Below are 26,847 nucleotides of genomic sequence, written 5' to 3'. Positions count from 1 at the left end.
GGAATTAGAATCTTACTAAACTAAATAAGGATTTAAAAATGGCTAGTTATAGTACTAATGAGTTTAAGGGTGGCCTGAAAGTTTTAATTGATGGCAACCCAATGGTTATTATTGAAAATGAATTTGTAAAACCAGGTAAAGGTCAGGCATTTAATAGGGTTAAACTAAAAAACCTATTAAATGACAGAGTAGTTGAAAAAACTTTTAAATCTGGCGAATCTGTTGAGGCTGCAGATGTTGAAGAATTATCTGCTGTTTACTCATACTTTGATGGTGAGTGCTATGTCTTTATGCATCCAGAAACTTTTGAGCAATATATGGTTTCCCAAGATGCTCTTGGTGAAACAAAAAAATGGCTCAAGGATCAAGATGAATATCAAGTAATTCTTTTTAATGGCCAACCCATCTCCATCATCCCTCCGAACTTTGTTAACTTAGAAATTATTGAGACAGATCCTGGTCTTAAAGGTGATACTGCAGGCACAGGTGGCAAACCAGCAACACTATCTACTGGTGCGGTAGTTAGAGTACCTCTTTTTGTACAAACTGGTGAAATCATAAAAGTTGACACTAGAACTTCGACCTATGTATCAAGAGTAAAGGATTAAGTAAATGCAATCTACAGATAACTTGATCTGGATTGACCTTGAAATGACGGGGTTAGATGTTGATAGTTGCGCAATTATTGAAATAGCTACAATTATTACAGATAAAGACCTAAATATCATTGCAGAAGCAGAGCCAATAGCAATCCACCAATCAGATGAAATTCTAAATACAATGAATGAGTGGTGTATAAAGGTTCATGGAGAAACAGGTCTAACTCAGAGAGTAAAAGATAGTAAGACTTCATTAAAAGAAGCTGAGCGAAAAACCTTAGATTTTATAAAACAATATGTCCCTTATCAAAGTTCTCCTCTATGTGGTAATTCAATATGGCAGGATAGAAGATTCTTAGCAAAGTATATGCCTGATATAGACGACTACTGCCATTATAGAATGCTTGATGTTACAAGCTTAAAGCTTCTCAATGAATATTGGGGTGATGGCGAGAGCTTCTATAAAAAATCTACACACCAAGCTCTAGATGACATTAGAGAGTCTATTTCTGAGTTAAAGTTCTATAGACAAAAACTTTTATCTGTTTAATAGTCCATTACTGAATTTCTAAAAGTTTTTTAAATACATCACAAAAAATCTTTAACCTAGCTCAGCAAATGTGCTATGATGAAGATTAGGTATACTTGAGAGTATGCTTAGTTTCAAATTAATTTTATGAAAAACTTGAGAGGAGTTTTTATGTCGAAATTTGTCTATGCCTTTAGCGAAGGTAATAAGTCTATGCGTGATTTGTTAGGTGGTAAAGGAGCTAATCTTAGTGAGATGCTTAATAGTGGATTGCCTGTACCAGATGGCTTTACAGTAACTACAGAAGCATGCCTAAAATACTATGATGACCGTCAAAAACTGAATGATCAGGTTAAAGAACAAATTTTTGCAAATGTTGCAAATTTAGAAAAAAGAACAGGCAAAACTTTTGGTGGAGGAAGTAATCCACTACTTGTATCCGTGCGTTCTGGTGCTAGAGTTTCTATGCCAGGTATGATGGACACAGTTCTAAACCTTGGTCTAAATGATGAAGTTGCAAGAGCTATGGTAGCAAAGACAAATAACGAGCAGTTTGTTTATGACAGCTACAGAAGATTCATAATGATGTTTGCAGATGTTGTTATGGACTGTGAGAAAAAACCTTTCGATAAAATACTTGATGATAAAAAAGAAAAGAGAAATGTCAAAAATGACTGCGATCTAAGTGCTCAAGACTATAAAGATATTGTTGCAGAATATAAGAAAGTCTACAAAGATCTAGTTGGCAAAGAATTCCCGATAGATCCTGTTGAACAACTTCTAGCAGCTGTAGAGGCTGTATTTAGATCATGGAATGCTGAAAGAGCAATCATATATAGAGAAATCAATAATATCTCGAATAACTGGGGTACGGCTGTTAACGTCCAAGAAATGGTCTATGGTAACTCTGGAAATAACTCTGGTACAGGTGTTGCTTTTACAAGAAACCCTTCCACTGGAGAGAATGAACTTTTTGGTGAATATTTGATCAATGCTCAAGGTGAAGATGTAGTTGCGGGTACCAGAACTCCTGCACATATCTCAACTTTGAAAGACAAAATGCCAGAAGTGTTTAATGACTTTGTAAAAATTGCTAAAAATTTAGAAAATGTCTACAAAGATATGCAAGATATGGAGTTTACTATCGAAGATGGTAAGCTTTTCATGCTGCAAACAAGAAATGGTAAAAGAACTGCAAAAGCAGCTTTGAAAATAGCTGTTGATATGGCTAAAGAAGGCCTAATCACAAACGAAGAGGCTGTGATGATGGTTGAACCTCACTTGCTAGAGCAACTACTACATCCTAAATTTGATGAAAAAGCTCTTGCTTCTAAGCGCCCTCTTGGTTCTGCATTAGGTGCTTCACCGGGTGCTGCAAGTGGTAGAATATATTTTGATGTTGAATCTTTGCTAGCAGCTAAGGCTCGTGGTGAGGAAAAAACTATCCTAGTTAGAATTGAAACTTCTCCTGAAGATATAGCAGGTATGAATGCTTGTAATGGTATCTTAACTCTACGTGGTGGTATGACATCTCACGCTGCTGTAGTAGCTCGTGGAATGGGTAAATGTTGCGTATCTGGATTAGAAGCAGCTAGAATCGATGAAGATAAAAAAACTATTACTTTTGAGAGAGGTCAAGTTTTCTCTGAGGGTGATTATTTATCTCTTGACGGTACAAAAGGTACTGTATACAGAGGTATTATCAAAACTGTTGATCCTGAAGTTACTCAAGACTTTGAAGAGTTTATGAAATTTGTTGACAATGTTCGTAAGCTTCGTGTTAGATGTAATGCTGATACATTCAAAGATGCTTCTGTTGCTAGAGCGTATGGTGCTGAAGGTATCGGACTATGCCGTACAGAACACATGTTTTTTGAAGAGGATCGCATATCTTATGTTAGACAAATGATCTTAGCTAAAGATAAAAAAGAAAGACAAAAGGCTTTGGATAAGTTGCTTCCAGTACAGCAACAAGACTTTGAAGAGCTTTTTGAGGCTATGGATAATCTAGCTGTAACTATCAGATTTATAGATCCTCCTCTACATGAATTCTTACCTCATGAAGTTGATGAGATTGATGATCTAGCCCGCGAATTTAATATTAGCTACAGTGAGTTAGAAGCTCGTATAGAAGCTTTAAATGAAATGAATCCTATGATGGGTCATAGAGGCTGTAGACTCGCTGTGACATATCCAGAAATCATCGAGATGCAAACTAAAGCTATCATCTATGCGGCAATTTCAAGCAAACGTATGGGAATTGAAGTTAAACCTGAGCTTATGATTCCATTAGTTAGTACTCTTGGAGAGTTCAAATTACTAAGCGGTATAGTTAGAGAAGTTGCTAACACAATTCTTAAACGTGAAAAAATAGATATCGACTATAAAGTTGGTGTAATGCTAGAAACTCCTCGTGGAGCTATTGGTGCAGGCCTGCTTGCTGAAGCTGGCAGTGAGTTCTTCTCATTTGGTACAAATGATTTAACTCAGATGACTTTTGGCTTTAGCAGAGACGATGCTAATAAATTCATTAAAGACTACCTTGAAAAGGGTATTTTAAGCTTCGATCCATTTGCTAGACTAGATCCTAAAGGTGTAGGTAAACTGATGGAAATAGCTAAAGAAGGTGTCAAAGCTGTTAATCCAAATGCTAAAATGGGTATATGTGGCGAGCATGGTGGTGAGCCATACTCTGTTGGTTTCTGTCATGATTTGGATCTTGACTATGTATCTTGCTCTCCTTTTAGAGTTCCTATAGCAAGATTATCAGCTGCTCAAGCAAAAATTTATGCTGATCGCAGATAATTAACTCTCTTTTAAATTCTTCCCTTTCAAAAAATTTCACTAGTTAAGCTAAATCAAGGTTTACTCTAAAATATTATATGGCTACAATAACTATATTGAGTTTTATATAGTGGTATTTTAAATAAAATATCCTTTAATCAAAAGCTAAGGGAAAATGCATAAAAAAGTAGATTCATGTATGCAGATACGAAGACAAAAAGGGAGTAATTTCTCTATAGTCGAAGCAGTTGGTAGTGGTAAAACAGCCACTGCTATGTTTTCTCAAAAAATCAAATCTCAAAGTAACTCTTCTCAAGCACTCCTCTCCCTCAGCACAAAACTCCTCTGTCTATAATTTTAGACATTGTTGCATAAAAATATATTTTAAATAATTACAAAATATCGAGGGTCAATATGATAGATAAAATTTGGAAAAATGGCGAGATAATCTCCTATGAAAAGGCAAAAGTTGGTATAGATACTCACTCTTTGCATTACGGGTCATCTGTATTTGAAGGTATAAGAGCCTATGATACTCCTAATGGTGTAGGTGTTTTAAAACTAAAAGAGCATATGCAAAGATTTATGTACTCGATGAGTGTCCTAGGCATGACGTGTAAATATACCCTTGATGAACTATGCCAAGCTGTATTAGATACTATCAGAGCTAGTGGTAAAAAATCTTGCTATATAAGACCGTTGGCATATTTTGCTGAAGGAGGAGTTAGTGTTTTACCAGCGAAAGATCACCCTGTTGATATCACTATCTATTGCATAGATATGGGTAAATATATGGCTGCTGATAAAGTAGATATCAAAGTTAGTAAATATATAAGAATTCATCCTCGCTCTACTGTCTGTGATGCGAAAATTGGTGGTCACTATGTCAACAGTATATTAGCTTCTAGAGAGACTCTTGGTACGCATTACCATGAATCTCTGCTTCTAGATGCTGATGGCAATGTGGCTGAAGGTGCTGCCATGAATGTATTTTTTGTCAAAGATAATGAAGTTATAACAACTCCATTAGGAACTATACTAGATGGGATAACTCGTAAGCTTATAATCCAAATTGCTAAAGATTTGGGCTATAAAGTTACAGAACGCTTGTTTAAAGTTGATAAGCTAATAAATGCAGATGAGGCTTTCTTCTGTGGAACTGCTGCTGAAATCACTCCTGTGGCAAGTATAGATGATAATAAGTTAAAAAGTAATGACCACACAATAACCAATCAAATAAAAGAAGTCTTTGAAAAACTTAAAAAAGGCGAAGCTTATAAAGATGCTTTAACTTATGTATAGGAGCCAGTGAAATGGATAAAAAGAAAATTTATATTTTTGATACAACTCTTAGAGATGGGCAACAGTCTCCTGGAGCTGGAATGTCTTTTGAAGATAATATTGCGTATGCAGATCTTGCAGATAAGCTAAATATCGATGTCCTAGAAGCAGGTTTCCCTTCAGCAAGTAATACAGATTTTGAAATAGTAAATACTATCTCAAAAAGAATGGCTGAGAAAAACTCTAATATGGTTATTGCTGGACTATGTCAGTTAAGAAAAAACCAAGTAGAGATCACAATGGATGCATTACGTCCATCATTAGCAATAGGTAAAGCTAGAGTTCATATGTATTTGCCTGTAGATCCAAATCTAGCTCAAGCTAGTCTTGGTAGCAAAAATGATAACAAGCAGAATATCAAAAATGTTTATGAGTTAATTAAGCTAGCTAGTGATCAAGGCTTTGAAGTCGAGTTTAGTGCAGAAGGATATTCAAGACTAGGTGATACTTTTGACTATGTTACTGATGTTTTTAGGGCTGCAGTATCTGCTGGTGTTACAGTTATCAACTGTCCTGACACTATTGGTGGAGCTTGTGAGCGTGAAAATGATAACTACTTTGTCAAAAATATGACTAAACATGCTGAAATCATCAAAAAAGAATTCCCTGATAAAAATATAATCTGGTCAGCACATTGTCATAATGATTTGGGATTAGCATTAGAGAACTCTATGAACGCTGTATTTGATGGTCCTGCAACACAAGTAGAGGGCTGTATCAATGGTGTTGGTGAAAGAGCTGGTAACGCATCATTAGAACAATGTGTGATGTTTATAAACCTTTTTGGTAAACAAAAAAATTGTCATTATTATAATGATATTAATATTGCTAATTTTAAAACTATTTCAGATTTTATTGGCAAAAGAATGTTATCAAGACAACCTCACCACCCTATCACAGGTCTAAACTCAGCACGACACACTTCTGGTGGGCACACCAATGCGATACTAAAAAATCCTCTAGCATATCAGCCATTCCACCCAGAATCTGTCGGTAATGAAATTAGCTTTATTTTTGGTCCATTATCAGGTGGTAACCATGCTAAGAAAATTATCGAAGAAAATGGTTATATTTGTGATGATAAAGAAAAAGCAGCTATAGCTCAGCAAATAAAAGATATTTATCATGAGCGTAGAAAAGGTATCACAGATGAAGAACTAATACAGGCTTATAAACAGATTAAATCTCCTATTAATGTATCAGCTATAGACTACGGTAAATCTAATGGTGAAACCTATGTTGAGCTTAAAGGAAAATTCTTTGGAAATATAGACTATAGAATTACTGATAATGGCGATAACTCAGCTCTTTCAGCACTATTAAAAGGTATACAGGAGCATATACCAGAGATAAATATTTCAGATTACTTCTCTAGGTCATTAAAAGATGCTGGGATTAACTCCAAATCTGAAACCACCATTATAATCAAAACTGGTGAAAATAGTCCGGTCGTTGAAGGGATTGCTGTAGATCAAGATATTGAGATATCCTCACTTAAAGCATTAATAACAGCAACTAATAAGCTATATATAGAAACAAACTATAGGAAATAAAATGGCAAAAAATATTATTGATAAAATCTGGGATGCTCACGTTGTAAAACATATACCTGACTTTCCTGATATTTTATATATAGATAGAATGCTTATGCATGAAGTAACATCTGCTCAAGCTTTTGATAAAATTAGAGAGTTAAATATACCTATCAATAATCCGAAATCGATTATTGCGACTGTAGATCATAGTATATCAACATCACCAATCAATAGATTAGAGATGAAAGATAAAACTGCTCAAGCTCAAGTTGAGAAATTACGGAGCAATGTTAAAGAATTTGGTATTGATTTTTATGATTTTGAAAGCCAACACCAGGGGATTGTCCATGTCATAGGTCCAGAGCTTGGCTTTACATTACCAGGTATAACTCTTGTATGTGGCGACTCACACACCTCAACTCATGGGGCATTTGGTGCTTTGGCATTTGGGGTGGGAACATCTGAAGTTGGACATGTACTTGCTACTAACTGTATTTTGCAATATAGACCAAAGACAATGAAAGTAGAGTTTGTTGGTAAGCCGTCAAAATCAGCTACGGCTAAAGATATTATCATGAAGCTAATCGCTAATATTGGTATTGGTGGTGCTGGTGGTTATGTCATCGAGTATGTTGGTCAAGCGATCAAAGATATGACTATGGAAGAGCGTATGACGCTATGTAATATGTCGATAGAATGTGGTGCAAGAGCTGGTTTAGTTTCTCCTGATGAGAAAACCTTTAGCTATCTAAAAGGTAAAAAATATGCGCCTCAAGGCAATGATTTTGACAAGTCTGTAGAATATTGGAATAGCTTCATCAGTGATGAAAATGCTCACTATGACAAAACTATCAAGGTCGACATTGAAGGACTTGAGCCAATGGTTACATGGGGAATAAACCCTCAACATGCTATCAGTATCTCAGCTAAGATTCCAAGCTTGAAGGATATACCTACTCATCAACACAAGCTAGCTCAACAAGCTTATGATTATACTAAATTTAATGCCGATGAAAATATCTTTGGTAAAGAGATTCAATGGGCATTTGTTGGTAGTTGTACCAATGGCCGCATTGAAGATATGCGTGCTGTAGCTAATGTTCTAAAAGGCAGACAAGTTGCTAAAAATGTAACTATGTATATAGTTCCCGGCTCAGAACAAGTGCGAAATATCGCCATAGCCGAGGGTCTAGATAAGATCTTTGCTGATGCTGGTGCTGAATTCAGAATGCCTGGTTGCTCAATGTGCTTGGCAATGAATGATGATAAAGTTCCTGAAGGTCAAAGGTGTATTAGTACTTCAAATAGAAACTTCATCGGTCGTCAAGGTAAAGGAAGTATAACCCATCTTGCTTCACCACAAACAGTTGCTGCTAGTGCTGTTATGGGTAAAATTTGCAGTGTTGATAAACTATAAGGAGTCGTAAGAAATGCAAGCTTTTAAAAAACTAACATCTAGCGCAATTCCTTTATGGCTAAGCGATATTGATACAGATATGATTATTCCTGCTAACTTTCTAACTCAAACGACAAAAGATGGTTATGGTAAAAGTTTATTCCATAACTTAAAGGAAAAAGATAGTAGTTTTGTTTTTAATAACCCTGACTATTCTAATTCTGAAATTTTGATTGCTGGAGATAATTTTGGCTGCGGTTCATCGAGAGAGCATGCTGTTTGGGCATTAACTCAAGCAGGTATCAAAGTTATAATTGCGCCATCATTTTCTGACATATTTTTCAATAATGCTGCTAAAAATGGCTTATTGTTAATCTCATTAGACAAAGATACTGTCAAAGAATTATGTGATAAGGCTGAAGATCCAAAATTTAGTATAACTATTGACTTACAAGAGCAAACGGTTAGTGCAGATGGTGATACTTATAATTTTGATTATGACCCTTTCCGTAAAGATTGCCTTATCAAAGGACTTGATGACATGACTTATCTTATTGAACATCTAGATATAATCAAACAATTTGAACAATCACAAAGAGGCTAAAATGGAAAAAAATATTGCTATATTAGCAGGTGATGGAATCGGACCTGAAGTAATGGAATCAGCAATCAAAGTTCTTGATTCTATTGCTAAAAAATATAATCATAGATTTAACTATATAGAAGCTCTTGTTGGTGGTGCTGCTTATGATAAATATAAAAGCCACTGTCCAGAAGAAACATTAGAAATATGTAAAAACTCTGATGCAATACTTTTTGGCTCTGTTGGCGGACCTGTTGAAGCTCAAAATGAAGAAAAATGGCAAGGCTGTGAGGCTAATAGTATCCTAGCTCTTAGAAAACACTTTGGTTTTAATATAAACATCCGTCCTAGCCAGATTTTTCCAGCACTCAAAGAAGCTTGTCCACTAAAGGATAGTCGTATTGCAAATGGTGCAGATATTGAAATCTTTAGAGAGTTATCTAGAGATATCTACTTTGGTGAGCATAGAACTTTTACAGATGAACATGGTGTAAGATGTGCAACTGATATTGCTGAATATGATGAACATACGATTAGAAATATTGTCGTACAAGCATTTGAAAGAGCCACTCAACGCTCAAATAGACTTACATCTGTAGATAAGGCTAATGTCTTAGATACATCAAGGCTATGGAGAAATATTGTCAATGAAGTGGCTAAAAATTATCCAAACGTAAATGTTAATCATATGTATGTTGATAATTGTGCTATGCAGATGGTTCTAAATCCAAGCCAATTTGATGTTATGGTTACTGGTAACCTTTTTGGCGATATTATTTCAGATTTAGCTTCTGTATTACCAGGTTCTATCGGCTTAGTACCATCTATAAGCCTAAATAAAGATGGTTTTGGGTTATATGAGCCTTCTGGTGGTTCTGCTTACGATATCAAAGGTCTGGGCAAAGCCAATCCAATTGCACAGATTTTATCTGCATCATTAATGCTTTCTTATTCATTTGGCTTAGTAACAGAAGCTGAAGCTATTGCAAGTGCTATCAATAAGACTCTTGAAGATGGCTTTAGAACTTCAGATATATACACTCAAGGAACTAATTTAGCTTCTACGATAGAGTTTACCGATGAGATTATAAATAGACTATAAAACTATTATTATTTTATCCTAAAGAAATGTTATTCTTCTTGGCTATACTAGTAGCTAGTCTAGCTACCAAAGCATATACGATACCTAAAATGATAGTTATTACACCTAACCATAAAAAGTAATTTTGATAGATATTTAAACTCATAACAGGATCAATCTTACCTTCTGGCATAGCTACAAGCTGACCTAGTTTACCAGATAATGCGCCGCCAAAAGCTAATGCAAGCATAAAAAAGCCCATGCCTAGCGTAACTATCTCTTTTCTAAAATAAATCGCTATCAAAGAAAAACCTAAAGCAGCAACTAACAATTCAGCTAATGCTCCAAAGAAGAAGTAGATAATCATCCAATTACCATCAATAAAGCCATTTTTCTGCGTTAGCATAATCACTAAGTATAATGTTAATGGGGCTATCCCAGCTATCACTGTACCTATAGAATATTTATAAGGGATTGATAAATGACTCACACTCTTCTTATACAGTATTGCCAAAATAGGACTTAGAACTACTAACCAAAAAGAGTCTAGTGCCGCATAAGTTGCTGGAGAAACATTAAATCCAATCAAATTAAGATTTACATTATGGTCAGCAAACAAAACTAGTGTAGAAAACATTTGGTTATAAATAATAAAATAGATAACTGCTTCAATTACTAAAATCACACCGATTATCTGTAGTATTTTTTCTTTTTTACTCGAAGTATTTTTTGCGTCATTCAGCATGTACAAAAAAGTTAATAAACAGACAACTATTATCAAATACAGAGATATATCGGTCATCTGAAATAAAGCATAACAAATAGCTATTTGTAATAAACATACCAATGAGACTAAAGCTTTAGTTTTATTGGTTATTTTTTTATTCTCTGGTTCAATATCTTTTAATAATCTTGCACGCCAAGCATAATTTGATAATGCTAAAATCATACCAATAACACAAATTATAAAAGCATATGAATAACTAGTATATTTTGCAATAATAGGAGTAAATGCTATTGCTAAAAAACTCCCTATATTTACACCCATATAATAAAGTGTAAATGCTGAATGTGACTGTGAAGGATTGTCATTAAAAATCTTTGAAATTAACGCTGTTGGAGCAGGCTTAAATAAACCATTACCAACAATAATTAATGATAACGCCCAGCTAATATGCTTAAGATCATTAGACATTGCTAATACAACATAACCTAATAACAGTAGAATTGCACCAGTAACTAAAGCATTTTTTATGCCGATAACTTTATCAGATATATATCCACCTATGGTTGGCGTAATATAAATTAATGAAGCAAATATCCCAAAAATTAGATACCCTTGTGACTCACTAATATGACTAGCTGTTATAAAAAGCATAAATAAAGCTTGGAAGCTATAAAAAGCATATCTCTCCCATAACTCTATAAACCACAATACCGAAAACTGCCTTACCTTTATATCTTTTATCAAAATCAATTCTCTTTACTAAATTTATAACAATATAATCTATAACACATTGTGCAAAATAGTAAGCCTAATTTTGTTTTAATGATTATAAATTGACTATAGATATTTAGTCACTTAAACTTTTCTTATATACTTCTTTATTGTTTTGAAAATGCTTATAACAAAACTCAATGAAAATTCTTTTAGCCTAAATGTCAAAACTAACTGTGTAATATCTTTTGACTATAATACCAATCAGCATGGGCAATTTAAGCTCTATCACAATGACATAGTTGTAGAATGTCATCCAATCCAAACAACCACACTAAAAACTAAGTATTATCATATTGAGTGGTTACTAGAAGCTGATAAAGAATACACTCTAAAAATTGTTTGTGATACTCAAAATGTAAGTATAGAGAACGGTTGGCTGTATGATGATTCTTTGCTTGAGCAGGGAGGTATCTGCTTTAGTCTAAAACACGGTAAATGGCAATCATGTCATTCTCATGATAATTCAAATATAAGAAATACTGAGCGTCTACAATATCACTTCACTGCAAAAGAAGCTTGGTTAAATGATCCAAATGGCTTAGTTTACTTCAAAGGTAAATATCATATGTTTTATCAACATTATCCTTATGGTAAGCATACACCAATGCTACACTGGGGACATGCAGTATCTGAAGATATGATACATTGGCAACATCTACCTATTGCTATTTACCCACAAAACGATCTTGATGATAGATATATTGGTGGCGCCTTCTCAGGAAGTGCTACAGTTGTCAATAATGAGCTTTTTCTGACTTACACAGAGCATTTTGAAGATTTAGACAACACTCCAAATGTTTTTATAGAAAAACAAAATCTCATCAAAAGCAAAGATGCTATTCACTTCTCAAAACCCAAAACAGTAATAAATCATAAGCCAGATTTTTGTTCTTATGATTTTAGAGATACTAAAGTATGGTTTGATGAAAAATTTGGCTGTTACTACCTAATTATTGGCACCTATGCAAATGGATATCCAAGCGTTGTACTGTATAGATCTGATGATGGTGAGAGCTGGGTTTATCATAGTATCTTATTTCAAGAGAAAACTCTCTCGGGTAGAACATTAGAGTGTCCAGATCTATTTTACCTTGATGGTAAATATGTTCTTATTTTGTCAATATTTGAAACTAAAGATAAAAAGGATTTTAATTATCAATCGTATTACTATATTGGTGATTTTGATGGCAAACATTTCATACCTAAGACTCCTCTTAGATATATAGACTCAGCGAAGGAATTTTATGCTCCACAAACTTTCGAAGCTAATGGTAATAGATATGCCATAGGCTGGATGAACTGTTGGGAAGATTTTAAAAATCGAGCAAAAGAAGATTCTGCAGGTGCTATGAGCTTAATGAGACAGCTTAGAGTGAACAAAGGTAAGCTTTTATCTTATCCTATAGATAATTATAAAAACCTTAGAAATAAAACTATAGAAATCAGAAACTTCGATCAAGATATTACTCTGCCTTCAAATCTAATAGAACTAAATTTAGATTTTAGCTCTAAAGAGCAATGGCAACTAAATCTTCTAAAAACTAATCAAAATCATGTCTTTAATATTAGCTATCAAAATAATCAGTTAACTATAAAAAATAACTTCTCGGAGATTATGACAGAGGCTTCTATAGTAGATATATCATCTCAAAATGTAAGTGTAGATATTTTCTTAGATACAACTAGTATAGAGCTTTTTGTTAATAAAGGTGAAGAGTCTATTACGATGCGATTTGATCCTTCTAATATAATAGAAAATACATTACAGATAAATGTAGCTAATAAAAGTGATATAACTGTCAAGCTACATGAGCTTAGTTCAATATGGGAATAAAAAAACAGAGAGTATAGTAATGGCATCAATTAATACAAGTAATCAATTATCAACTTTTATAGTCCCAGAAAACTTAAAAATAAAAGCCGTAAGTATTTGTTTCATAGCCGCTTTTATTACAGGTGGTTTTGGAGCTATATTAGGACTAGTATCACCCCAGATTTCTAGTCATTATCATGTAAATGTATCACATATTGTCTATATTGATGTGTTGAATATATTAGGTCTCTTGATAGGTAACGCCTTAAGCTCAAAAACAATGAGCTCTTTAGGTTGCAGAAATACCTTATTAATTGCCTTGATAATAGGCCTTATCGCTCAATTTACCATAGCAGCAGGATTTCCTTTATATATCTATGCTTTGTGCGCTCTTTTAAATGGTACTTGTGTAGGCTTTTTAGTTCCTGCTGTTAGTCAGACTATTCATGCAGCATACTCTAAAAGTGGCAAAAGTGAATCGCGCCTAAATGTTCTAAATTTCTTCTTTGGCGCAGGATCTGCATTTGTACCCTTTATTGGTGGTCATATAGTTGAACACTTCTCATGGCGTGCAGTATTTATAGGCATGGGATGCTTATACTTAGTGTTATTAGTAATTATATTTTTGACTAAATTTGAAGATAAAAGTTCTATCAAAATTGATAACGTAGATAACAAGCTCGAATCATCTAAACCAAAACTTCTAAATCTTAGTGTAGTGCTGATTGCATTAGCGATAATGATTTATGTATATATCGAATATATTGTTTCATATTGGTTCTCACCATATTTACAAGAAGCTAAGCATCTAAAAGTCACAGATGTCGGTCTTATTATCGGCTTATTTTGGGGTATTATTGCCATTTCAAGACTGATTGTAGGACTATTCGTACTTACAAGAATTAAGCCTGCTGTTTATATTATGATAAGTTCATTTATTACTTTGATAGGATTTATAATATTCTTGATTGCTGATAGTCTTTATGGATTTATATTAGGTGGTGTAGTGTTAGGATTTGGATGTGCGGCGATGTTCCCTACACTTCTAGGCTATGGTATAAATAATGCTAATTACTCAAGTCCTAAAGTGTCTTCTTTCTTGATAATGTCTGGCTCAATCGGCGCTTCAATCTGCTTATTTATTTCTGGATTCTTAGGTCAACATATAGACAAACAGGTTCCTATTATACTTGGACCAATTTTATGTGTAATTATTATAGTTATAATTTTTATGGTGCATATAAGAAAGCTTACTTCTCAACAAAATAGAACGTAAAAGGTTTCTCTTGAGGTTTTATTTTATCTACTAATTGCACATTTTGGCACTTCTTATATATAACCTTATAGCCGAGTGTTTTGATATCATTATCTATATAACCATATTCACCACCACAGCCAGGGAAAACCATAACCATAGGGCCTTTAGAGCTTAACTTGTACCACTCTCTTACAAAGTTAGGATGCTTACTCATAAATGCTGTCAGATAAAGTCCATAATCCCAGCTTCCTGATGCATACTCTGGGTAAGCTAAATGATTATCTTTAATTAAATTATCGGCTACTACGGCAATACCATTGCCAATGTTATTATGCTCTATCTTATTATTTGTGAAGGTACTAATATTAAATGCAATAAAATAAATTAAATTCACAACTAAACCAAATACCGCTATCTTGTATAGAGAAATATTAATAGTTTTTAGTCTAAATAATATATATATAGCTGGAATAAATAATGCTGTAGCACACACCAACCACTCTGTTGGTAATGCTCCATTAAACATCTCTAATAAACAAAAGATTATATATGGCGTTACTCCTATATAAACTATAGCTTTTTGGTTATTGGATAATTTAGAGTAGACTCTTATTATATTTTTTCTAAAAGCTAAATATACAAGAATAACTATAGCAACAGCAAAATTAAGTAGCTGAAATATACTATCAAATAAGCCATTAAATATGTTAAAAAGCATACTAGAATTAGGCTCAGCAACTCTAGCTGCCGCATAATGTATAGTGATAAAGTTAAGTTCATACAAAGAAACCATACCTGGTATTAGTAATACAAAACCAAATATAGCTGATAACAAAATATTCTTAGAGTAACAAGCTTTATAATTAAATATTAAATACGCCAGCATTGCTACTGCTACTATAGCTATTTGAAACTTAGCATACACTGCTAAAGCAACTATTAAAGCAGTTAAAAGCCAATAGATAGTTCTATTAGAATCTATAGCTTTTATAAAAAAATAAGCACTTGCTGTCCAAAATGGTAGCAGTATTATATTTTGATTATATTGAAGAAAAAATTCTCCCATATAAAAAAAGCTTAATAATGATAGCAAGGTAACAAAGATAGCTTCTTTATACTCAAGATATAGCCTCATTATCTTATATACATAGAGCCATGTAACAACTATACAAATAGATGTTGCCAATAGATTCGCTAATAATGGTGAAAAAAGTAATACAAATGGCTTGAGGAATAGTGCTCCTAAACCAGGATGCTTATCATACATTAAACTTGGATGCATACCCCACATAATATTTTCTGCAGTATCAGGAGAAATACTATAGGGAGAATGAATCAAAAGAGTTAGTCCATCCCATATCAAAAGATACAAAACGACAAAAAGAACCAGAGGAAATATTTTTTTCATTTAGAGATTTTATTTAACAAATATTTTTGTAAGAGTATACAGATGTTTTTGATACAATTTAAGGATTGATTTAACAAAAACAATATATTGATATGCTTAGTATCATACAAAGAGTAAACTGCGCAAATGTAGTAGTTGATGGTCAAAAAGTTGCTGATATAAATAAAGGTATCTTAGCACTAGTGTGTGTTGAGAAAGAAGATACCTGCCAAAACTTCGAAAAAATGACTGATAAAATCATCAAGTATCGTATATTTGAAGATGAGGCAGGCAAGATGAACTTATCTCTAGCAGATATTGATGGAGAGATAATTCTTGTACCACAGTTTACACTTGCTGCTGATACAAAGAAAGGTAATAGGCCAAGCTTTAGTAGTGGTTGTCCTCCTGAAATAGCAAAAGAAAAATTCAAAGAGTTTGTTGATATATTCAAGAATAAATATGATAAAGTCCAAACAGGAATATTTGGTACTGATATGAAAGTGTCTTTGACAAATGATGGTCCTGTAACTTTTAGTTTTAAGGTATAAAATGCAAAAGTCACATAAAGTTAATAGATATTTTTTTTCAAAATGTGGTGCTGGTAATCGTGATTTCAAAAAATATGTGTTAGATTCTAATTCACCTAGTATTTTTATAAATTATGAGGTTGAATCAAAAGATAGAGAAAGCTTTCTAGCAAAAAATAGCGCAAAATCTCAAGGAAAATATTTTTTTGAATGTTCAGATAACTTAGATACTTCTTTTATCATATCTATTTATGAGCAAAAAATATATATTATGAAACCTATATCAGAAGTTCAATTTGTTTATAACGAAGATGTAAAAGGATATTTAAAGCATTTACCTATAAAGATTATCGAAGAATTAGAATTAGCTAAAATACCATCAATTCTTGCTGGTATAATGTGTAATAGACACTACTCTTCTGGCACATTTAGAGAAATTAAAAATTTTGGAAATATTCAAGCAATAAAAAAGATACTTGGTCAAGATATTGATAAAAGCTGTTATAACTATCTAGATTGTCTGGGCAGCGTAGAATTTGAAACATTAATAGCAAAAATTTTTGAGGAAAAAGGATTTTATGTTCCTGCATATAGGGGTGGTTATATAAAAGACTACGATTTAATCGCTAAAAATATTAGCAACAATGTGATTTCTATATTTAATAAAAAAATTAAACCAAATGATTTTTCATATATACAAGTAAAGTTAAAAACTAATAAGCTTTGTGGTGAAGATCAAAAAAATATATTAAACATATCTTTATATGACCATAAAAAAATACTGAAAGAATTACAGAGTCTTAAAAACACATATGAATGGCTAAAAAGAGCCTTATCATGGATAGAAAAATAATTTATCTCAAATTTAAAGGATAATTAAATGCAAAAAAGAATTTGTATAATTGGTGGTAGTGGTGAAATGGGTCAGATGACTCAAAATATCTTTAGCAAATTCCTACCTGAGTATGCACTAACTATTTTTGATGAAAGTGATTGGCAAACCCCCGAGCAAAAACTTGTTAATCAAGACATTGTTATATTATCTGTACCAATATATTTAACTGATGAAATTATCAAAAAAACAATACCCTATCTTTCTGAAGGCACTATATTAGCTGACTATACTAGTATCAAAAAAGAACCTTTAGATAGTATGTTAGCTAATTATGATGGTCCTGTGGTGGGTCTACATCCCATATTTGGTCCAACTATTAGCTCTCCCGACAATCAAGTAATTGTAGTCTGTGATGGTAAACAGCAAGATAAGTATCAATACTTTATCGATGATCTAGCAAGAATTGGCTTTAGTATCGAAAAAATGACTGCCGAAGAGCATGATGAAGCTATGACTTTTATCCAAGGTATTGAGCATTTTAGTGTCTACTGTCTAGGTCTATTTCTTAAACATAAGAATGTTGATATCCAAAAAATGCTAAAGCTAGCAAGCCCTGTATATAAAATGGAACTCAATATTGTTGGTAGACTTTTTAGCCAAGGTCCAGGCTTATATGCTGATATTATTATGTCAGATAAGCAAAGACAACAAACTATCGCCGAATTTGCTGAATTTGTAAACTCTAATGCTGAAAAAGTATCTGATGGTGATAAACAAACATTTATCGAGAACTTCAAAGCAGTTAAAGAATGGATGGGAGATTTTGCCCCGCAATCATATAAAAATACAGATAAGCTACTGCTTAAAAAGAAAGGTTATGAATAAGTATTCAGAGCACTATATATAATAGGTATCTGCCAAATTAGTAACCCTAAGATCAATACTCCTCTCATAGCATTTTTTCTAGTTAAATTCTTAGATGTCAAAAACTCCCAAGTATGGATAACTGCCGATAGAGTAAAAAAGGTTAAGCAACATAGTAGTACAGTAGCATCAGCATAGATTCCCCATTGCATATACCAAACAAAACTAGCAACTAAAGCTACAGATAAATTATTAACACCAGATTGTAGTTGGTAAGGTCGATTTGTTTGCCTACCTAAAGATTTTGCTGATTGTTTACTAAAAAATATACCCTCTAATCCAGAGAGTCCTGATAGTGATATAACAATAATCAATGTATTATAGTGCAGTAGCTCTATAGAGTTTTGGTTAAACAGAAAGGAGACCACAAAGCCACCAACAACTATTATACCAATCCTTGTAAACTCTATAACTTTTGAAATCATAAATTAAAAGCCAAACTTCCTGACAATCTCTTTTACTAGCTTTTTACCTCTAATAGGATTAAACATTATAGAGCTTAGAGATAAGTGATCTGCCCCTGCATCTATATATTTTTTAGCATCTTCAAGAGTATAAATACCGCCTCCACCAATTATAGTAATACTATCACCAAATTCTTCTTTAGCTTTCTTGATAGCCGGCAAACTGTATTCATGTAAGGGATAACCTGAGATACCGCCCTTATCTGTAGGGATAGTATTACATAGATGAAAAGTTGTAATACCTACTGCAAGATACTCTCTAATCTTAGCATTATGATCTACAGTTGGTGGCATTTTGATACTGATATTTCTACCAGCAAATATCGGAGCTAGCTCAGCTGGAAAATCAACAATACTAGCGTTAGGACAACCTATATTTATCTCAATATTCTTATGATTGGCAAACTTTGGTAACTTTAAAGTCTCTGCAAAACTATGCCAGTCTGACATTTCTAATGCTGCCAAAGATATAATATCTTGCGACCTTTTCGGTGGCTTTGCATTTGCCAACCCAGGATTACGCAAACCAATCTTATTACGCCAAGCATTTTTATCTATTTTACGGATAGTTTTGAGAGCTTGTTTGATAAGCCCCCAGCGTCTATTAACTGTAAAAGAACCATAAACATTAGAGGTTTCGGTAAATTTAAGATATTTGCCAAATGGTGGCGAGATTATTATTCTTTTAAGATCTTGATTTTGCATCTTAACACTCAAATTCTTTTAGCTTCTCAACAATATCATCTGCACGTAGAAGAGGTCTACCTACGATAATGTAGTCAACACCTAGCTCTTTAGCTTTTTTAGGTGTCAAAGCATTAAAGTGATCATCACTTAAGTCACTTTCAAGTCGTACACCGGGTACATACAATTTGATTTTATCCCCAAATTTTGCTCTAACATCTGCAACTAAGTGTGGATGACATATAAAGTTTTCCACACCTAAATCCACACATCTCTGAAATTTTGCTAGACTCTCTGTCTTATCAAAATTAGCATCACTACTAAGAGTAATCACAGCTAATGGTATTGCTTGAGTATCTGCTATAAGTGCTGCCTTGACCATTTCATCACTAGCAGTACCGTGAAATGTGAAGTATTTAAAATTTGGGATAGCTTTTGAGTAGTTTTCTATTGCGGTTTTAACTGTATTAGGAATATCGTGTAATTTAAAATCCAAAAAGATATCTTTATCGCCAACTAATTGATGAATTTCTTTAAATGATAGAGTTGAACATAAAATATGACCAATTTTAACACAGTCAACATACTTTGAAACAGCGGCTGTTTTCTCTAAATCTGATTTAGAGATACCATCTGCTGAGAACATTATTTTCATTAAATTTTTCAAATGATTAATCGATGTTGAAACTATATATTAGTTTAATTTACGGTGATAGTAAACCATATTTTAACTTTGTTATTTCAACATATATCCAATCATGACAATTGAATATGAAAGCTTATAGTAAATTAGGTTTTCATATTTTTTATTTTGATACTATCTATTTTTTTATCTCTAGAAACCAACTTACTTTTCATAAAATCCTTAAAATTATGTATTATTAGATTATATAGATGATTATTTTTATCTATGTATCTCATTACAGAAGCATAAAAGGTAGGTTTATTATGGCTTTAAAAGTAGTTATTTCTCATAAAACTCAATATAAGTACGATAAGAAAATTTCATTATCTCCTCATATAATAAGATTAAGACCAGCTCCGCATAGCAGAACACCGATAGAATCTTACTCACTTAAAATTAAGCCAAATAGCCATTTTATTAATTGGCAACAAGACCCTTTTGGAAACTATCTAGCAAGATTAGTCTTTCCTGAACGAACTGATGAGTTTAGTATTGATGTTGAGATTATTGCTGACATGATTACCATTAATCCTTTTGATTTTTTTGTTGAAGAAGGAGCAAAGGACTACCCTTTCCAGTACAAAAAAGATTTGAAAAAAGAGTTAGCACCATATCTAGAGTTAGAAGATGATTCAAAAGAATTAAGAGACTTTGTTGCATCAGTAGATAAGTCTAAGAAACCTATAATAGACTTCTTAGTGGAAATAAATCAAAAAATATACGACACTCTTGATTATACTATCCGCCTTGAGCCAGGTGTACAAACACCTAAAGAAACACTTGATAAGAAACTAGGTAGCTGTCGAGACTTCTCTTGGTTATTTGTACAAGTTCTAAGGCATCTTGGACTTGCAGCAAGATTTGTATCTGGTTATTTAGTACAACTAAAGGCTGATGTTGAATCATTAGATGGACCTAATGGACCAGAAGAAGACTTTACAGACTTACATGCTTGGACAGAGGTTTATGTACCTGGAGCTGGCTGGATTGGTCTAGATTCTACTAGTGGGCTGTTTGCTGGAGAGGGTCATATTCCACTAGCTTGTACACCTCACTACAATAGTGCTCATGCTATCGAGGGTGCTACTGATGTCTGTGAAACAGAGTTCTTTTATGAGAACAAGGTCACAAGAATATTTGAGTCTCCAAGAGTTACCAAACCATACACAGAAAACCAATGGCAAGATATCTACAATTTGGGCTTCAAAGTTGATAGAGATCTAGTTGAAAATGATGTACGACTAACAATGGGCGGTGAGCCAACTTTCGTATCTATAGATGATATGGAATCAGCTCAATGGAATACAGAGGCCGATGGTCCACACAAAAGAGAACTAGCTAATAAATTAGCTAGAAAATTATTATCATCTACAACTAATGGTGGATTGTTACATCATGCTCAGGGTAAATGGTACCCAGGAGAACCTCTTCCAAGATGGCAAACTACTGTTTATTGGCGAAAAGATGGCAATCCAGTATGGAAAAATCCTGAACTATTGGCAGATATGAGCAAATCATATCCATATAAAACTGCTGATGCTAAAAAATTTCTATCTACACTATCTTTGATTTTGGGAGTTAGCGATCAAAATATCATAGCTGCTTATGAAGATCCTATCTACTACATAATGAAAGAAGCTGAGCTTCCTGTAGATGTCGACCCAATGAAATATAATCTCAAAGATCCTTTAGAAAGACGTACTATAGCTGAGAAGTTGAGTTTTGGATTAGATGAAGAAGTTGGTTATGCCTTACCCTTAGATTTTGGTAAAACAAAATGGATAAGCTCCAAATGGGAGTTTAGAAGAGGAAATATGTTCTTATTAGCAGGTAATTCTCCGCTTGGCTTTAGACTTCCTCTAGACTCATTAATCCTTAAACCTCATGTCGAAATTGAGAAATCTGTCGAAACAGACTTGTTTGCATCATACCCTAACCTTGGCGACTATATAACACCGGTTGAGCAAAGAGCAAAAGAGATTAACTCAAATACTACACCTCATAATACTTACAGTGCATTTGTAAGAACTGCTATTTCTACAGAAATTAGAAATAATAAGCTATGTATATTCTTACCACCAATAAATGATACTGAAGTATTCTTAGATCTGATAGCCTCTATAGAAGCAACGGCTAAAAAGCTAAATATGGCTGTTATTATAGAAGGTTATGAGCCTCCTCAAGATAATAGAACAGATAGAATAAAAGTAACCCCAGACCCGGGTGTTATCGAAGTAAATATCCAACCAGCACACTCATGGAAAGAGCTAAGTGATAATATACTTGGATTATATGAAGATGCTAGACAGTGCAGACTTGGCACAGAGAAATTTGCAATTGATGGTAAACACACAGGTACCGGAGGTGGTAACCATGTCACTCTAGGAGCTGCTAAGCCAAGTGACTCGCCACTATTAAGAAGACCTAATTTGCTTAGAAGTTTGATAACTTTTTGGCAACATCATCCTGGTTTATCATACCTATTTAGTGGTGCATTTATTGGTCCTACTTCTCAAGCACCAAGAGTTGATGAGGGAAGACTAGAAAATCTATATGAATTAGAAATAGCCTTCTCACAGATACCAGATGATGACTCAAATGTACCATTCTGGTTAGTTGATAGATTGTTTAGACATATGTTGACTGATATTACTGGTAACACACACAGAAGTGAGTTTTGTATCGATAAACTTTACTCTCCAGATAGTAGCTCAGGTAGGCTAGGTATTTTGGAGCTTAGAGCATTTGATATGCCTCCTCACTCTCAGATGGCACTGCTACAAATGCTATTAGTAAGAGCATTGGTATCTTGTTTTTGGAAAAAACCATACAAGCATGACTTAGTACGCTGGGGGACAAGACTACATGATAAGTTCTTATTAGAGCATTATGTAAAAGAAGATATTAGAGAAGTTGTACAGTTCCTAAATGATGAAGGCTATGAGTTTAAACTTGAATGGTTTGATCCATTCTTTGAATTTAGATTCCCTCTATACGGTATGACTACTATCAACAATATGCACTGCGAAATAAGAGCTGCGATAGAGCCATGGCATGTATTAGGCGAAGAGTCTAGCTCTCAAGGAACTGCAAGATATGTTGACTCTTCTGTAGAGAGATTACAGCTGAAAATCGAAAACTTTAACGATGAAAGATATGCTGTAACATGCAATGGTGTACAAATCCCATTATCAAAGACAAATGTTGAAGGCGAGTATGTCAGTGGTGTTCGATACAAAGCATGGCAGCCTTGGTCAGCATTACATCCAACTATTGGTGTTGATACTCCATTAACTTTTGATATCGTTGATAAATGGAATAATAGATCTATAGGTGGCTTTAACTACTTTGTTTCTCATCCAGGCGGTAGAAGTTATGAGACATTCCCTGTTAACTCATACGAAGCAGAATCACGTAGAATTAATAGATACTGGGATTTCAATCATTCACAAGGCGATCTTGTTGAAAATGATCCTGTTGTATCAGCTACTGGTAATACTGCTTACAGTAATGAGACTAATAGAGTTATTGTAGATAAAAAAGGTAGCTCTAAACAGTTCAAGTACCATCAAATGCCTAAGAATAAAGAATATCCATTTACTCTAGATTTAAGACAAAAATGGATAAAAAATAACTAACCTTAAAAAAGATATTCTTAGCGTTTTGACTTATTCTATACTTTTGCTACCAAAGCAACTCATTCTTCGATGCCACCTAAAAATTATACCAACCAAACTGTTTTCCAGATAACCCATCCTTCATGAGACTTTTTATCTATATAAAGATCATAGTATGGTTTATCTACAACTAATAAAAGCTCATGCTTTTTTTTATCAAATATTGCTCGTTGAGATTCTGGACTATCTTGAAACTTTAAAGAAACCTTATTATTACCATATTCCAAAAGTCTTGTTTTAGTATCTCCTTCATACCTTGTCATATAGCCGTAAAAAGGAGTTGAACTTAACTCATTTGAGACAAAAGCAGAATATGGAACTTGGCCTAAAGAATAAAATTTCTCAATCTTATACTTATTTTCGATACTATAAATATCAACTGTCAATCCATAGAATATTGGCTTTTCAAACTCAGTTTGTAACTGTTGTATATTACCAACTCTTGCACTAAATATAAAACATACAAATAATATAGGTATCAAAACCATTTTAGCTAAGTTACTAAAGCTATATTTAGTAATAAGATAAATAAACATTACTACTATTGGAAAATACATATAAACTCTAACCTGAAAAAAATCAAGTTGATATTTTAGTAATACCATCCCTCCAAGCGAAGAGATAATGATAAATAGCAAAGCAATAATAAAGCCAACTATTAGTCTCATATTTCTATCATAAAACATAATTTTGAATAAAGATACAATCATCAAAATAAGCGCAGGTAATATAAATATAAAATTTATCTCCCAAAATGATAAAAATGGCTCGAATGCATGAATATAGTTTTTAAGCAAATTATATGGAAGCGACCATGATATATCTAGAATGCTAGTCCTTCCAGATGTGACATGAAGAAACAAAGCCTTCTCAAAAAGATAGATAACTGAAGCAAAAATAAATATAACTAAATTACTAACAATACTCTGTCTAATAATCTTTGTATGATATTTACAATGGAACATTAATACTATTTCAATCGCCATTAATCCTAAAAACAAATTGCTCGCAGGCTGATAAAAGTTTATGCAAATAAGTAACAATAGTATTCGTAAAATAAAAAATTCTCTCTTTACACAGAAGCTAGAAATACAGAACAATATAGCTAATGACATTCCTATACTATCAAACCTATAAAGCATATTTTGAATAAAAAAAGGATTAATTATAAATATGCTTGCTAACAAGAATGATGATTCTTTATATTTACTTTCAAAATATATATAAATGATTTTTGCAGACACCCCAATCACTGTAATGGCAAAAATCCAATTAAAAGGAGTAGGATCAATAATATACGTATGTGTTAAAGTATAAATTTTTGCAATTAAATATGCTAAAGGTCTTCCATCAGCTAGCCATAGAAATTGTCCTGTTTTTAATCTATATAAATCATCTGCATAAATTGCATGAGCATATAAAATAGGATAGAAAAAAAGCAATGATATTAAAATAAAGATAGCCGTTTTTTTTACACTAAACTCACTCCAGTCGAAAATATTCTTTATATAGTTTTGTAATTTAGTTTTTATACACATAAGTTTTACCGTTACTAAGCATAGTGATATTATTACGCAAAATAATGCTAACAGTAAATACTTTAATTAAGAATATCCATTTACTCTAGATTTAAGACAAAAATGGATAAAAAATAACTAATATCTTAAGATTTTCTCTTTTTAATTCTTTAAATCAACTTATTGAACTTTTAATACTTTGCAAACTATTTGCTAGTAATTCTATATAGTTTGGATTTTGAGGAATGCCTTTGATATTTTGTTTTTTCACAAGCTCACTAAGCTTTTTAGTTAAGTCTTTATCTTTATTAATTTCATTAATATTTTGACTTATCGACGGATAGAGTTGCTCATCAACTTTTTTAATCTTATCTCGATAAATAGACAAACAATCTAAGCTTTGTTGCTCAAGCTGTTGCTGAGTTGCATTTTTTGCATAATAATCTTCTATTTGCTTAGATAAATCCATTTGTAATTGGATAAAAATCAGAAATGAGTTAGATTCTAAATGATTCTTTTTTGCTAAAGCTTGAGCATTTTGTAGTACTCTAAGCTCTTGATCTGCATCATATAGAGGACTATTAAGCTTATGCTTACATATTCCGACACCTTGCATCAAAGAAGCTCTTTCGACCAAAAGATTAAGTGGCTGTTCAACTGAAGCATAAGAGGCTCCTACCATAACAGCAAGTAGCGCTATTATTTTGAGTAATTTAGTCATATTTAAACCTTATTCTATTTAAGTTTTGCACAATTATAACAACTTAACCTTACAAAACTTTAACTCTTAGATAACCATATTGTGATTTATAATGATAAGTATAGATATCTTTTACAGCAAATTCTAAGGAGTGTAAGATATGTTAAAAAAATCTTTATCGGTACTATCCGCTTTAGCATTATCATCTTGTAGCATAGTTGGAATTAATAATACTCCTCAAGCTGAATATACAAATATTAAGACAGATGATAATTTCTCTGTTAGAGTTTATGCTCCTCTTACTGAAGCTCAAGTAACTGTCGAAGACTCTGACTATAAGTCTGCTGTCAACAAAGGTTTTGGCTACTTGTTTAGATACATAACTGGTGCAAACATTGCTAAACAAGATATACAAATGACTGCTCCTGTCAAAATAGAACAATCTTCACGAAAAATTCAGATGACAGCTCCAGTAATGATAGCTGGAGACGATAAATCATGGACTATAGCTTTTGTACTACCGGCTCAATATACTCTACAAAATGCTCCAAAACCAACTAGTGATAAAATCAAATTGGTTGAGAAACCTGAAACTAAAATGGCGGTAGTTACATTTAGTGGTTTCCTAGACAAAGACTCTATAGATAGCAATATGACTAAACTTAAAACATGGATAAAAGCCAACAGCTACGAGATAGACGGTCAACCTGAGGCAGCTGGGTATAATCCACCATGGACAATACCATTCTTACGTACTAATGAAGTTATGATACCGATAAAATAGTCTCTTATATTTCAGATATAGTTAGTCCGAAAGAAAATATGTCATTCTACGACTTGATCGTAGAATCCAAGTTTAAAGCTCATAATAAGTGGATCCTATGGTCAAGCCATAGGATTGTAAGTTAAATCCCTAGTATAATTTTACCTAAGGAGTCAAATTAAAGTGAAAAGCTTTAGTTATAAGCTAAGCGACCGTCGTAGGATAGATTTACACAATCGTCGTCATCAAGGTACTTAGGTT

22 protein-coding genes are annotated in these 26,847 nt (G+C 33.1%); 15 read left to right on the top strand and 7 right to left on the bottom strand.

Translation table 11 applies throughout. The features are described from left to right. Nucleotides 1–38: 38 nt before the first annotated feature. The 8 genes from efp to leuB all read left to right on the top strand — a co-directional run bounded on the left by efp (nt 39) and on the right by leuB (nt 9,869). Nucleotides 39–608 (top strand): elongation factor P, encoded by a 570-nt coding sequence (gene efp / locus F3D57_RS04545; RefSeq protein ID WP_013921845.1) that lies wholly within the window; start codon nt 39–41, stop codon nt 606–608. 4 nt (nt 609–612) lie between these two features. Next, entirely contained in the window at nt 613–1,149 is a 537-nt protein-coding gene (gene orn / locus F3D57_RS04540; protein ID WP_150465353.1) for an oligoribonuclease, read from the top strand. A 150-nt stretch (nt 1,150–1,299) separates the two neighbouring features. Next, the gene (gene ppdK / locus F3D57_RS04535; RefSeq protein WP_150465352.1) at nt 1,300–3,933 is read left to right on the top strand and encodes a pyruvate, phosphate dikinase; all 2,634 of its coding nucleotides are present in this window, start codon (nt 1,300–1,302) and stop codon (nt 3,931–3,933) included. Between the two features lie 393 nt (nt 3,934–4,326). Then, nucleotides 4,327–5,214, top strand: coding sequence for a branched-chain amino acid transaminase (locus F3D57_RS04530; protein ID WP_150465351.1), 888 nt, complete (start codon nt 4,327–4,329; stop codon nt 5,212–5,214). An 11-nt stretch (nt 5,215–5,225) separates the two neighbouring features. Beyond that, entirely contained in the window at nt 5,226–6,806 is a 1,581-nt protein-coding gene (locus F3D57_RS04525; protein WP_150465350.1) for an alpha-isopropylmalate synthase regulatory domain-containing protein, read from the top strand. Nucleotide 6,807: 1 nt separating this feature from the next. Beyond that, nucleotides 6,808–8,205: a 3-isopropylmalate dehydratase large subunit gene (gene leuC, locus F3D57_RS04520; RefSeq protein ID WP_150465349.1), complete on the top strand. Its 1,398-nt coding sequence runs from the start codon at nt 6,808–6,810 to the stop codon at nt 8,203–8,205. Between the two features lie 13 nt (nt 8,206–8,218). Beyond that, complete coding sequence (leuD, locus tag F3D57_RS04515; RefSeq protein ID WP_150465348.1) at nt 8,219–8,788, top strand: 3-isopropylmalate dehydratase small subunit; 570 nt, start codon at nt 8,219–8,221, stop codon at nt 8,786–8,788. Nucleotide 8,789: 1 nt separating this feature from the next. Continuing rightward, on the top strand, nt 8,790–9,869 hold the full coding sequence (gene leuB / locus F3D57_RS04510; RefSeq protein ID WP_150465347.1) for a 3-isopropylmalate dehydrogenase: 1,080 nt from the start codon (nt 8,790–8,792) through the stop codon (nt 9,867–9,869). 13 nt (nt 9,870–9,882) lie between these two features. On the opposite strand, the gene F3D57_RS04505 is transcribed toward leuB, so the two are convergent. Then, nucleotides 9,883–11,319, bottom strand: a complete 1,437-nt coding sequence (locus F3D57_RS04505; RefSeq protein ID WP_150465346.1) for a peptide MFS transporter — start codon at nt 11,317–11,319, stop codon at nt 9,883–9,885. Between the two features lie 148 nt (nt 11,320–11,467). Here F3D57_RS04505 and F3D57_RS04500 point away from each other — a divergent pair, with 148 nt between their 5' ends. Together F3D57_RS04500 and F3D57_RS04495 are read left to right on the top strand one after the other, a co-directional pair. Beyond that, nucleotides 11,468–13,183 (top strand): glycoside hydrolase family 32 protein, encoded by a 1,716-nt coding sequence (locus F3D57_RS04500; RefSeq protein ID WP_191092350.1) that lies wholly within the window; start codon nt 11,468–11,470, stop codon nt 13,181–13,183. 19 nt (nt 13,184–13,202) lie between these two features. Further along, nucleotides 13,203–14,438 carry an MFS transporter gene (locus F3D57_RS04495; protein ID WP_150465345.1) on the top strand — a complete coding sequence of 412 codons (1,236 nt, stop codon included), beginning with the start codon at nt 13,203–13,205 and terminating at the stop codon, nt 14,436–14,438. Here the strand turns inward: F3D57_RS04495 and F3D57_RS04490 are convergent. Continuing rightward, the gene (locus F3D57_RS04490) at nt 14,413–15,828 is read right to left on the bottom strand and encodes a glycosyltransferase family 39 protein (protein ID WP_150465344.1); all 1,416 of its coding nucleotides are present in this window, start codon (nt 15,826–15,828) and stop codon (nt 14,413–14,415) included. The two genes, F3D57_RS04495 and F3D57_RS04490, sit on opposite strands and share 26 nt — an antisense overlap. Before the next feature lie 92 nt (nt 15,829–15,920). Here F3D57_RS04490 and dtd point away from each other — a divergent pair, with 92 nt between their 5' ends. Genes dtd through tyrA form a run of 3 tightly spaced genes read left to right on the top strand, consistent with a single transcriptional unit; the run spans nt 15,921 to nt 18,057 of the window. Further along, complete coding sequence (gene dtd, locus F3D57_RS04485) at nt 15,921–16,358, top strand: D-aminoacyl-tRNA deacylase (RefSeq protein ID WP_150465343.1); 438 nt, start codon at nt 15,921–15,923, stop codon at nt 16,356–16,358. Nucleotide 16,359: 1 nt separating this feature from the next. Beyond that, nucleotides 16,360–17,190, top strand: coding sequence for a hypothetical protein (locus F3D57_RS04480; protein WP_150465342.1), 831 nt, complete (start codon nt 16,360–16,362; stop codon nt 17,188–17,190). 27 nt (nt 17,191–17,217) lie between these two features. Beyond that, nucleotides 17,218–18,057, top strand: a complete 840-nt coding sequence (tyrA, locus tag F3D57_RS04475; RefSeq protein WP_150465341.1) for a bifunctional chorismate mutase/prephenate dehydrogenase — start codon at nt 17,218–17,220, stop codon at nt 18,055–18,057. Here tyrA and F3D57_RS04470 read toward each other — a convergent pair. Genes F3D57_RS04470 through pyrF form a run of 3 tightly spaced genes read right to left on the bottom strand, consistent with a single transcriptional unit; the run spans nt 18,048 to nt 19,899 of the window. Further along, nucleotides 18,048–18,521 (bottom strand): DUF6790 family protein, encoded by a 474-nt coding sequence (locus tag F3D57_RS04470; RefSeq protein ID WP_224728152.1) that lies wholly within the window; start codon nt 18,519–18,521, stop codon nt 18,048–18,050. The genes tyrA and F3D57_RS04470 overlap by 10 nt on opposite strands. A 3-nt stretch (nt 18,522–18,524) precedes the next feature. Then, nucleotides 18,525–19,265, bottom strand: coding sequence for a HisA/HisF-related TIM barrel protein (locus F3D57_RS04465; protein WP_150465340.1), 741 nt, complete (start codon nt 19,263–19,265; stop codon nt 18,525–18,527). Between the two features lies 1 nt (nt 19,266). After that, a complete protein-coding gene (gene pyrF / locus F3D57_RS04460) occupies nt 19,267–19,899 on the bottom strand; it encodes an orotidine-5'-phosphate decarboxylase (protein WP_191092349.1) in 633 nt (210 codons plus the stop codon). Between the two features lie 293 nt (nt 19,900–20,192). On the opposite strand from pyrF, the gene F3D57_RS04455 reads away from it, so the two are divergent. Further along, entirely contained in the window at nt 20,193–23,567 is a 3,375-nt protein-coding gene (locus F3D57_RS04455) for a DUF2126 domain-containing protein (RefSeq protein WP_150465338.1), read from the top strand. An 83-nt stretch (nt 23,568–23,650) separates the two neighbouring features. On the opposite strand, the gene F3D57_RS04450 is transcribed toward F3D57_RS04455, so the two are convergent. Together F3D57_RS04450 and F3D57_RS04445 are read right to left on the bottom strand one after the other, a co-directional pair. Continuing rightward, nucleotides 23,651–25,144 carry a glucosyltransferase domain-containing protein gene (locus F3D57_RS04450; RefSeq protein ID WP_150465337.1) on the bottom strand — a complete coding sequence of 498 codons (1,494 nt, stop codon included), beginning with the start codon at nt 25,142–25,144 and terminating at the stop codon, nt 23,651–23,653. A gap of 154 nt (nt 25,145–25,298) precedes the next feature. After that, complete coding sequence (locus F3D57_RS04445) at nt 25,299–25,844, bottom strand: chorismate mutase (protein ID WP_150465336.1); 546 nt, start codon at nt 25,842–25,844, stop codon at nt 25,299–25,301. A gap of 139 nt (nt 25,845–25,983) precedes the next feature. Here F3D57_RS04445 and F3D57_RS04440 point away from each other — a divergent pair, with 139 nt between their 5' ends. Next, the gene (locus tag F3D57_RS04440; protein ID WP_150465335.1) at nt 25,984–26,607 is read left to right on the top strand and encodes an SOUL family heme-binding protein; all 624 of its coding nucleotides are present in this window, start codon (nt 25,984–25,986) and stop codon (nt 26,605–26,607) included. The last annotated feature ends 240 nt before the right edge of the window (nt 26,608–26,847 follow it).

Source organism: Francisella sp. SYW-2 (genome assembly GCF_008711475.1).
Classification (GTDB): Bacteria; Pseudomonadota; Gammaproteobacteria; order Francisellales; family Francisellaceae; genus Francisella; species Francisella salimarina.
This window is presented reverse-complemented; position numbering and strand designations above follow the sequence as displayed.

Excerpts from the sequence above, each read along its gene's own strand:
- efp (WP_013921845.1), top strand. The coding sequence starts at position 39 with ATGGCTAGTTATAGTACTAATGAGTTTAAGGGTGGCCTGAAAGTTTTA.
- orn (WP_150465353.1), top strand. The coding sequence starts at position 613 with ATGCAATCTACAGATAACTTGATCTGGATTGACCTTGAAATGACGGGG.
- ppdK (WP_150465352.1), top strand. The coding sequence starts at position 1,300 with ATGTCGAAATTTGTCTATGCCTTTAGCGAAGGTAATAAGTCTATGCGT.
- F3D57_RS04530 (WP_150465351.1), top strand. The coding sequence starts at position 4,327 with ATGATAGATAAAATTTGGAAAAATGGCGAGATAATCTCCTATGAAAAG.
- F3D57_RS04525 (WP_150465350.1), top strand. The coding sequence starts at position 5,226 with ATGGATAAAAAGAAAATTTATATTTTTGATACAACTCTTAGAGATGGG.
- leuC (WP_150465349.1), top strand. The coding sequence starts at position 6,808 with ATGGCAAAAAATATTATTGATAAAATCTGGGATGCTCACGTTGTAAAA.
- leuD (WP_150465348.1), top strand. The coding sequence starts at position 8,219 with ATGCAAGCTTTTAAAAAACTAACATCTAGCGCAATTCCTTTATGGCTA.
- leuB (WP_150465347.1), top strand. The coding sequence starts at position 8,790 with ATGGAAAAAAATATTGCTATATTAGCAGGTGATGGAATCGGACCTGAA.
- F3D57_RS04500 (WP_191092350.1), top strand. The coding sequence starts at position 11,468 with ATGCTTATAACAAAACTCAATGAAAATTCTTTTAGCCTAAATGTCAAA.
- F3D57_RS04495 (WP_150465345.1), top strand. The coding sequence starts at position 13,203 with ATGGCATCAATTAATACAAGTAATCAATTATCAACTTTTATAGTCCCA.
- F3D57_RS04490 (WP_150465344.1), bottom strand. The coding sequence starts at position 15,828 with ATGAAAAAAATATTTCCTCTGGTTCTTTTTGTCGTTTTGTATCTTTTG.
- dtd (WP_150465343.1), top strand. The coding sequence starts at position 15,921 with ATGCTTAGTATCATACAAAGAGTAAACTGCGCAAATGTAGTAGTTGAT.
- F3D57_RS04480 (WP_150465342.1), top strand. The coding sequence starts at position 16,360 with ATGCAAAAGTCACATAAAGTTAATAGATATTTTTTTTCAAAATGTGGT.
- tyrA (WP_150465341.1), top strand. The coding sequence starts at position 17,218 with ATGCAAAAAAGAATTTGTATAATTGGTGGTAGTGGTGAAATGGGTCAG.
- F3D57_RS04470 (WP_224728152.1), bottom strand. The coding sequence starts at position 18,521 with ATGATTTCAAAAGTTATAGAGTTTACAAGGATTGGTATAATAGTTGTT.
- F3D57_RS04465 (WP_150465340.1), bottom strand. The coding sequence starts at position 19,265 with ATGCAAAATCAAGATCTTAAAAGAATAATAATCTCGCCACCATTTGGC.
- pyrF (WP_191092349.1), bottom strand. The coding sequence starts at position 19,899 with ATGAAAATAATGTTCTCAGCAGATGGTATCTCTAAATCAGATTTAGAG.
- F3D57_RS04455 (WP_150465338.1), top strand. The coding sequence starts at position 20,193 with ATGGCTTTAAAAGTAGTTATTTCTCATAAAACTCAATATAAGTACGAT.
- F3D57_RS04450 (WP_150465337.1), bottom strand. The coding sequence starts at position 25,144 with ATGTGTATAAAAACTAAATTACAAAACTATATAAAGAATATTTTCGAC.
- F3D57_RS04445 (WP_150465336.1), bottom strand. The coding sequence starts at position 25,844 with ATGACTAAATTACTCAAAATAATAGCGCTACTTGCTGTTATGGTAGGA.
- F3D57_RS04440 (WP_150465335.1), top strand. The coding sequence starts at position 25,984 with ATGTTAAAAAAATCTTTATCGGTACTATCCGCTTTAGCATTATCATCT.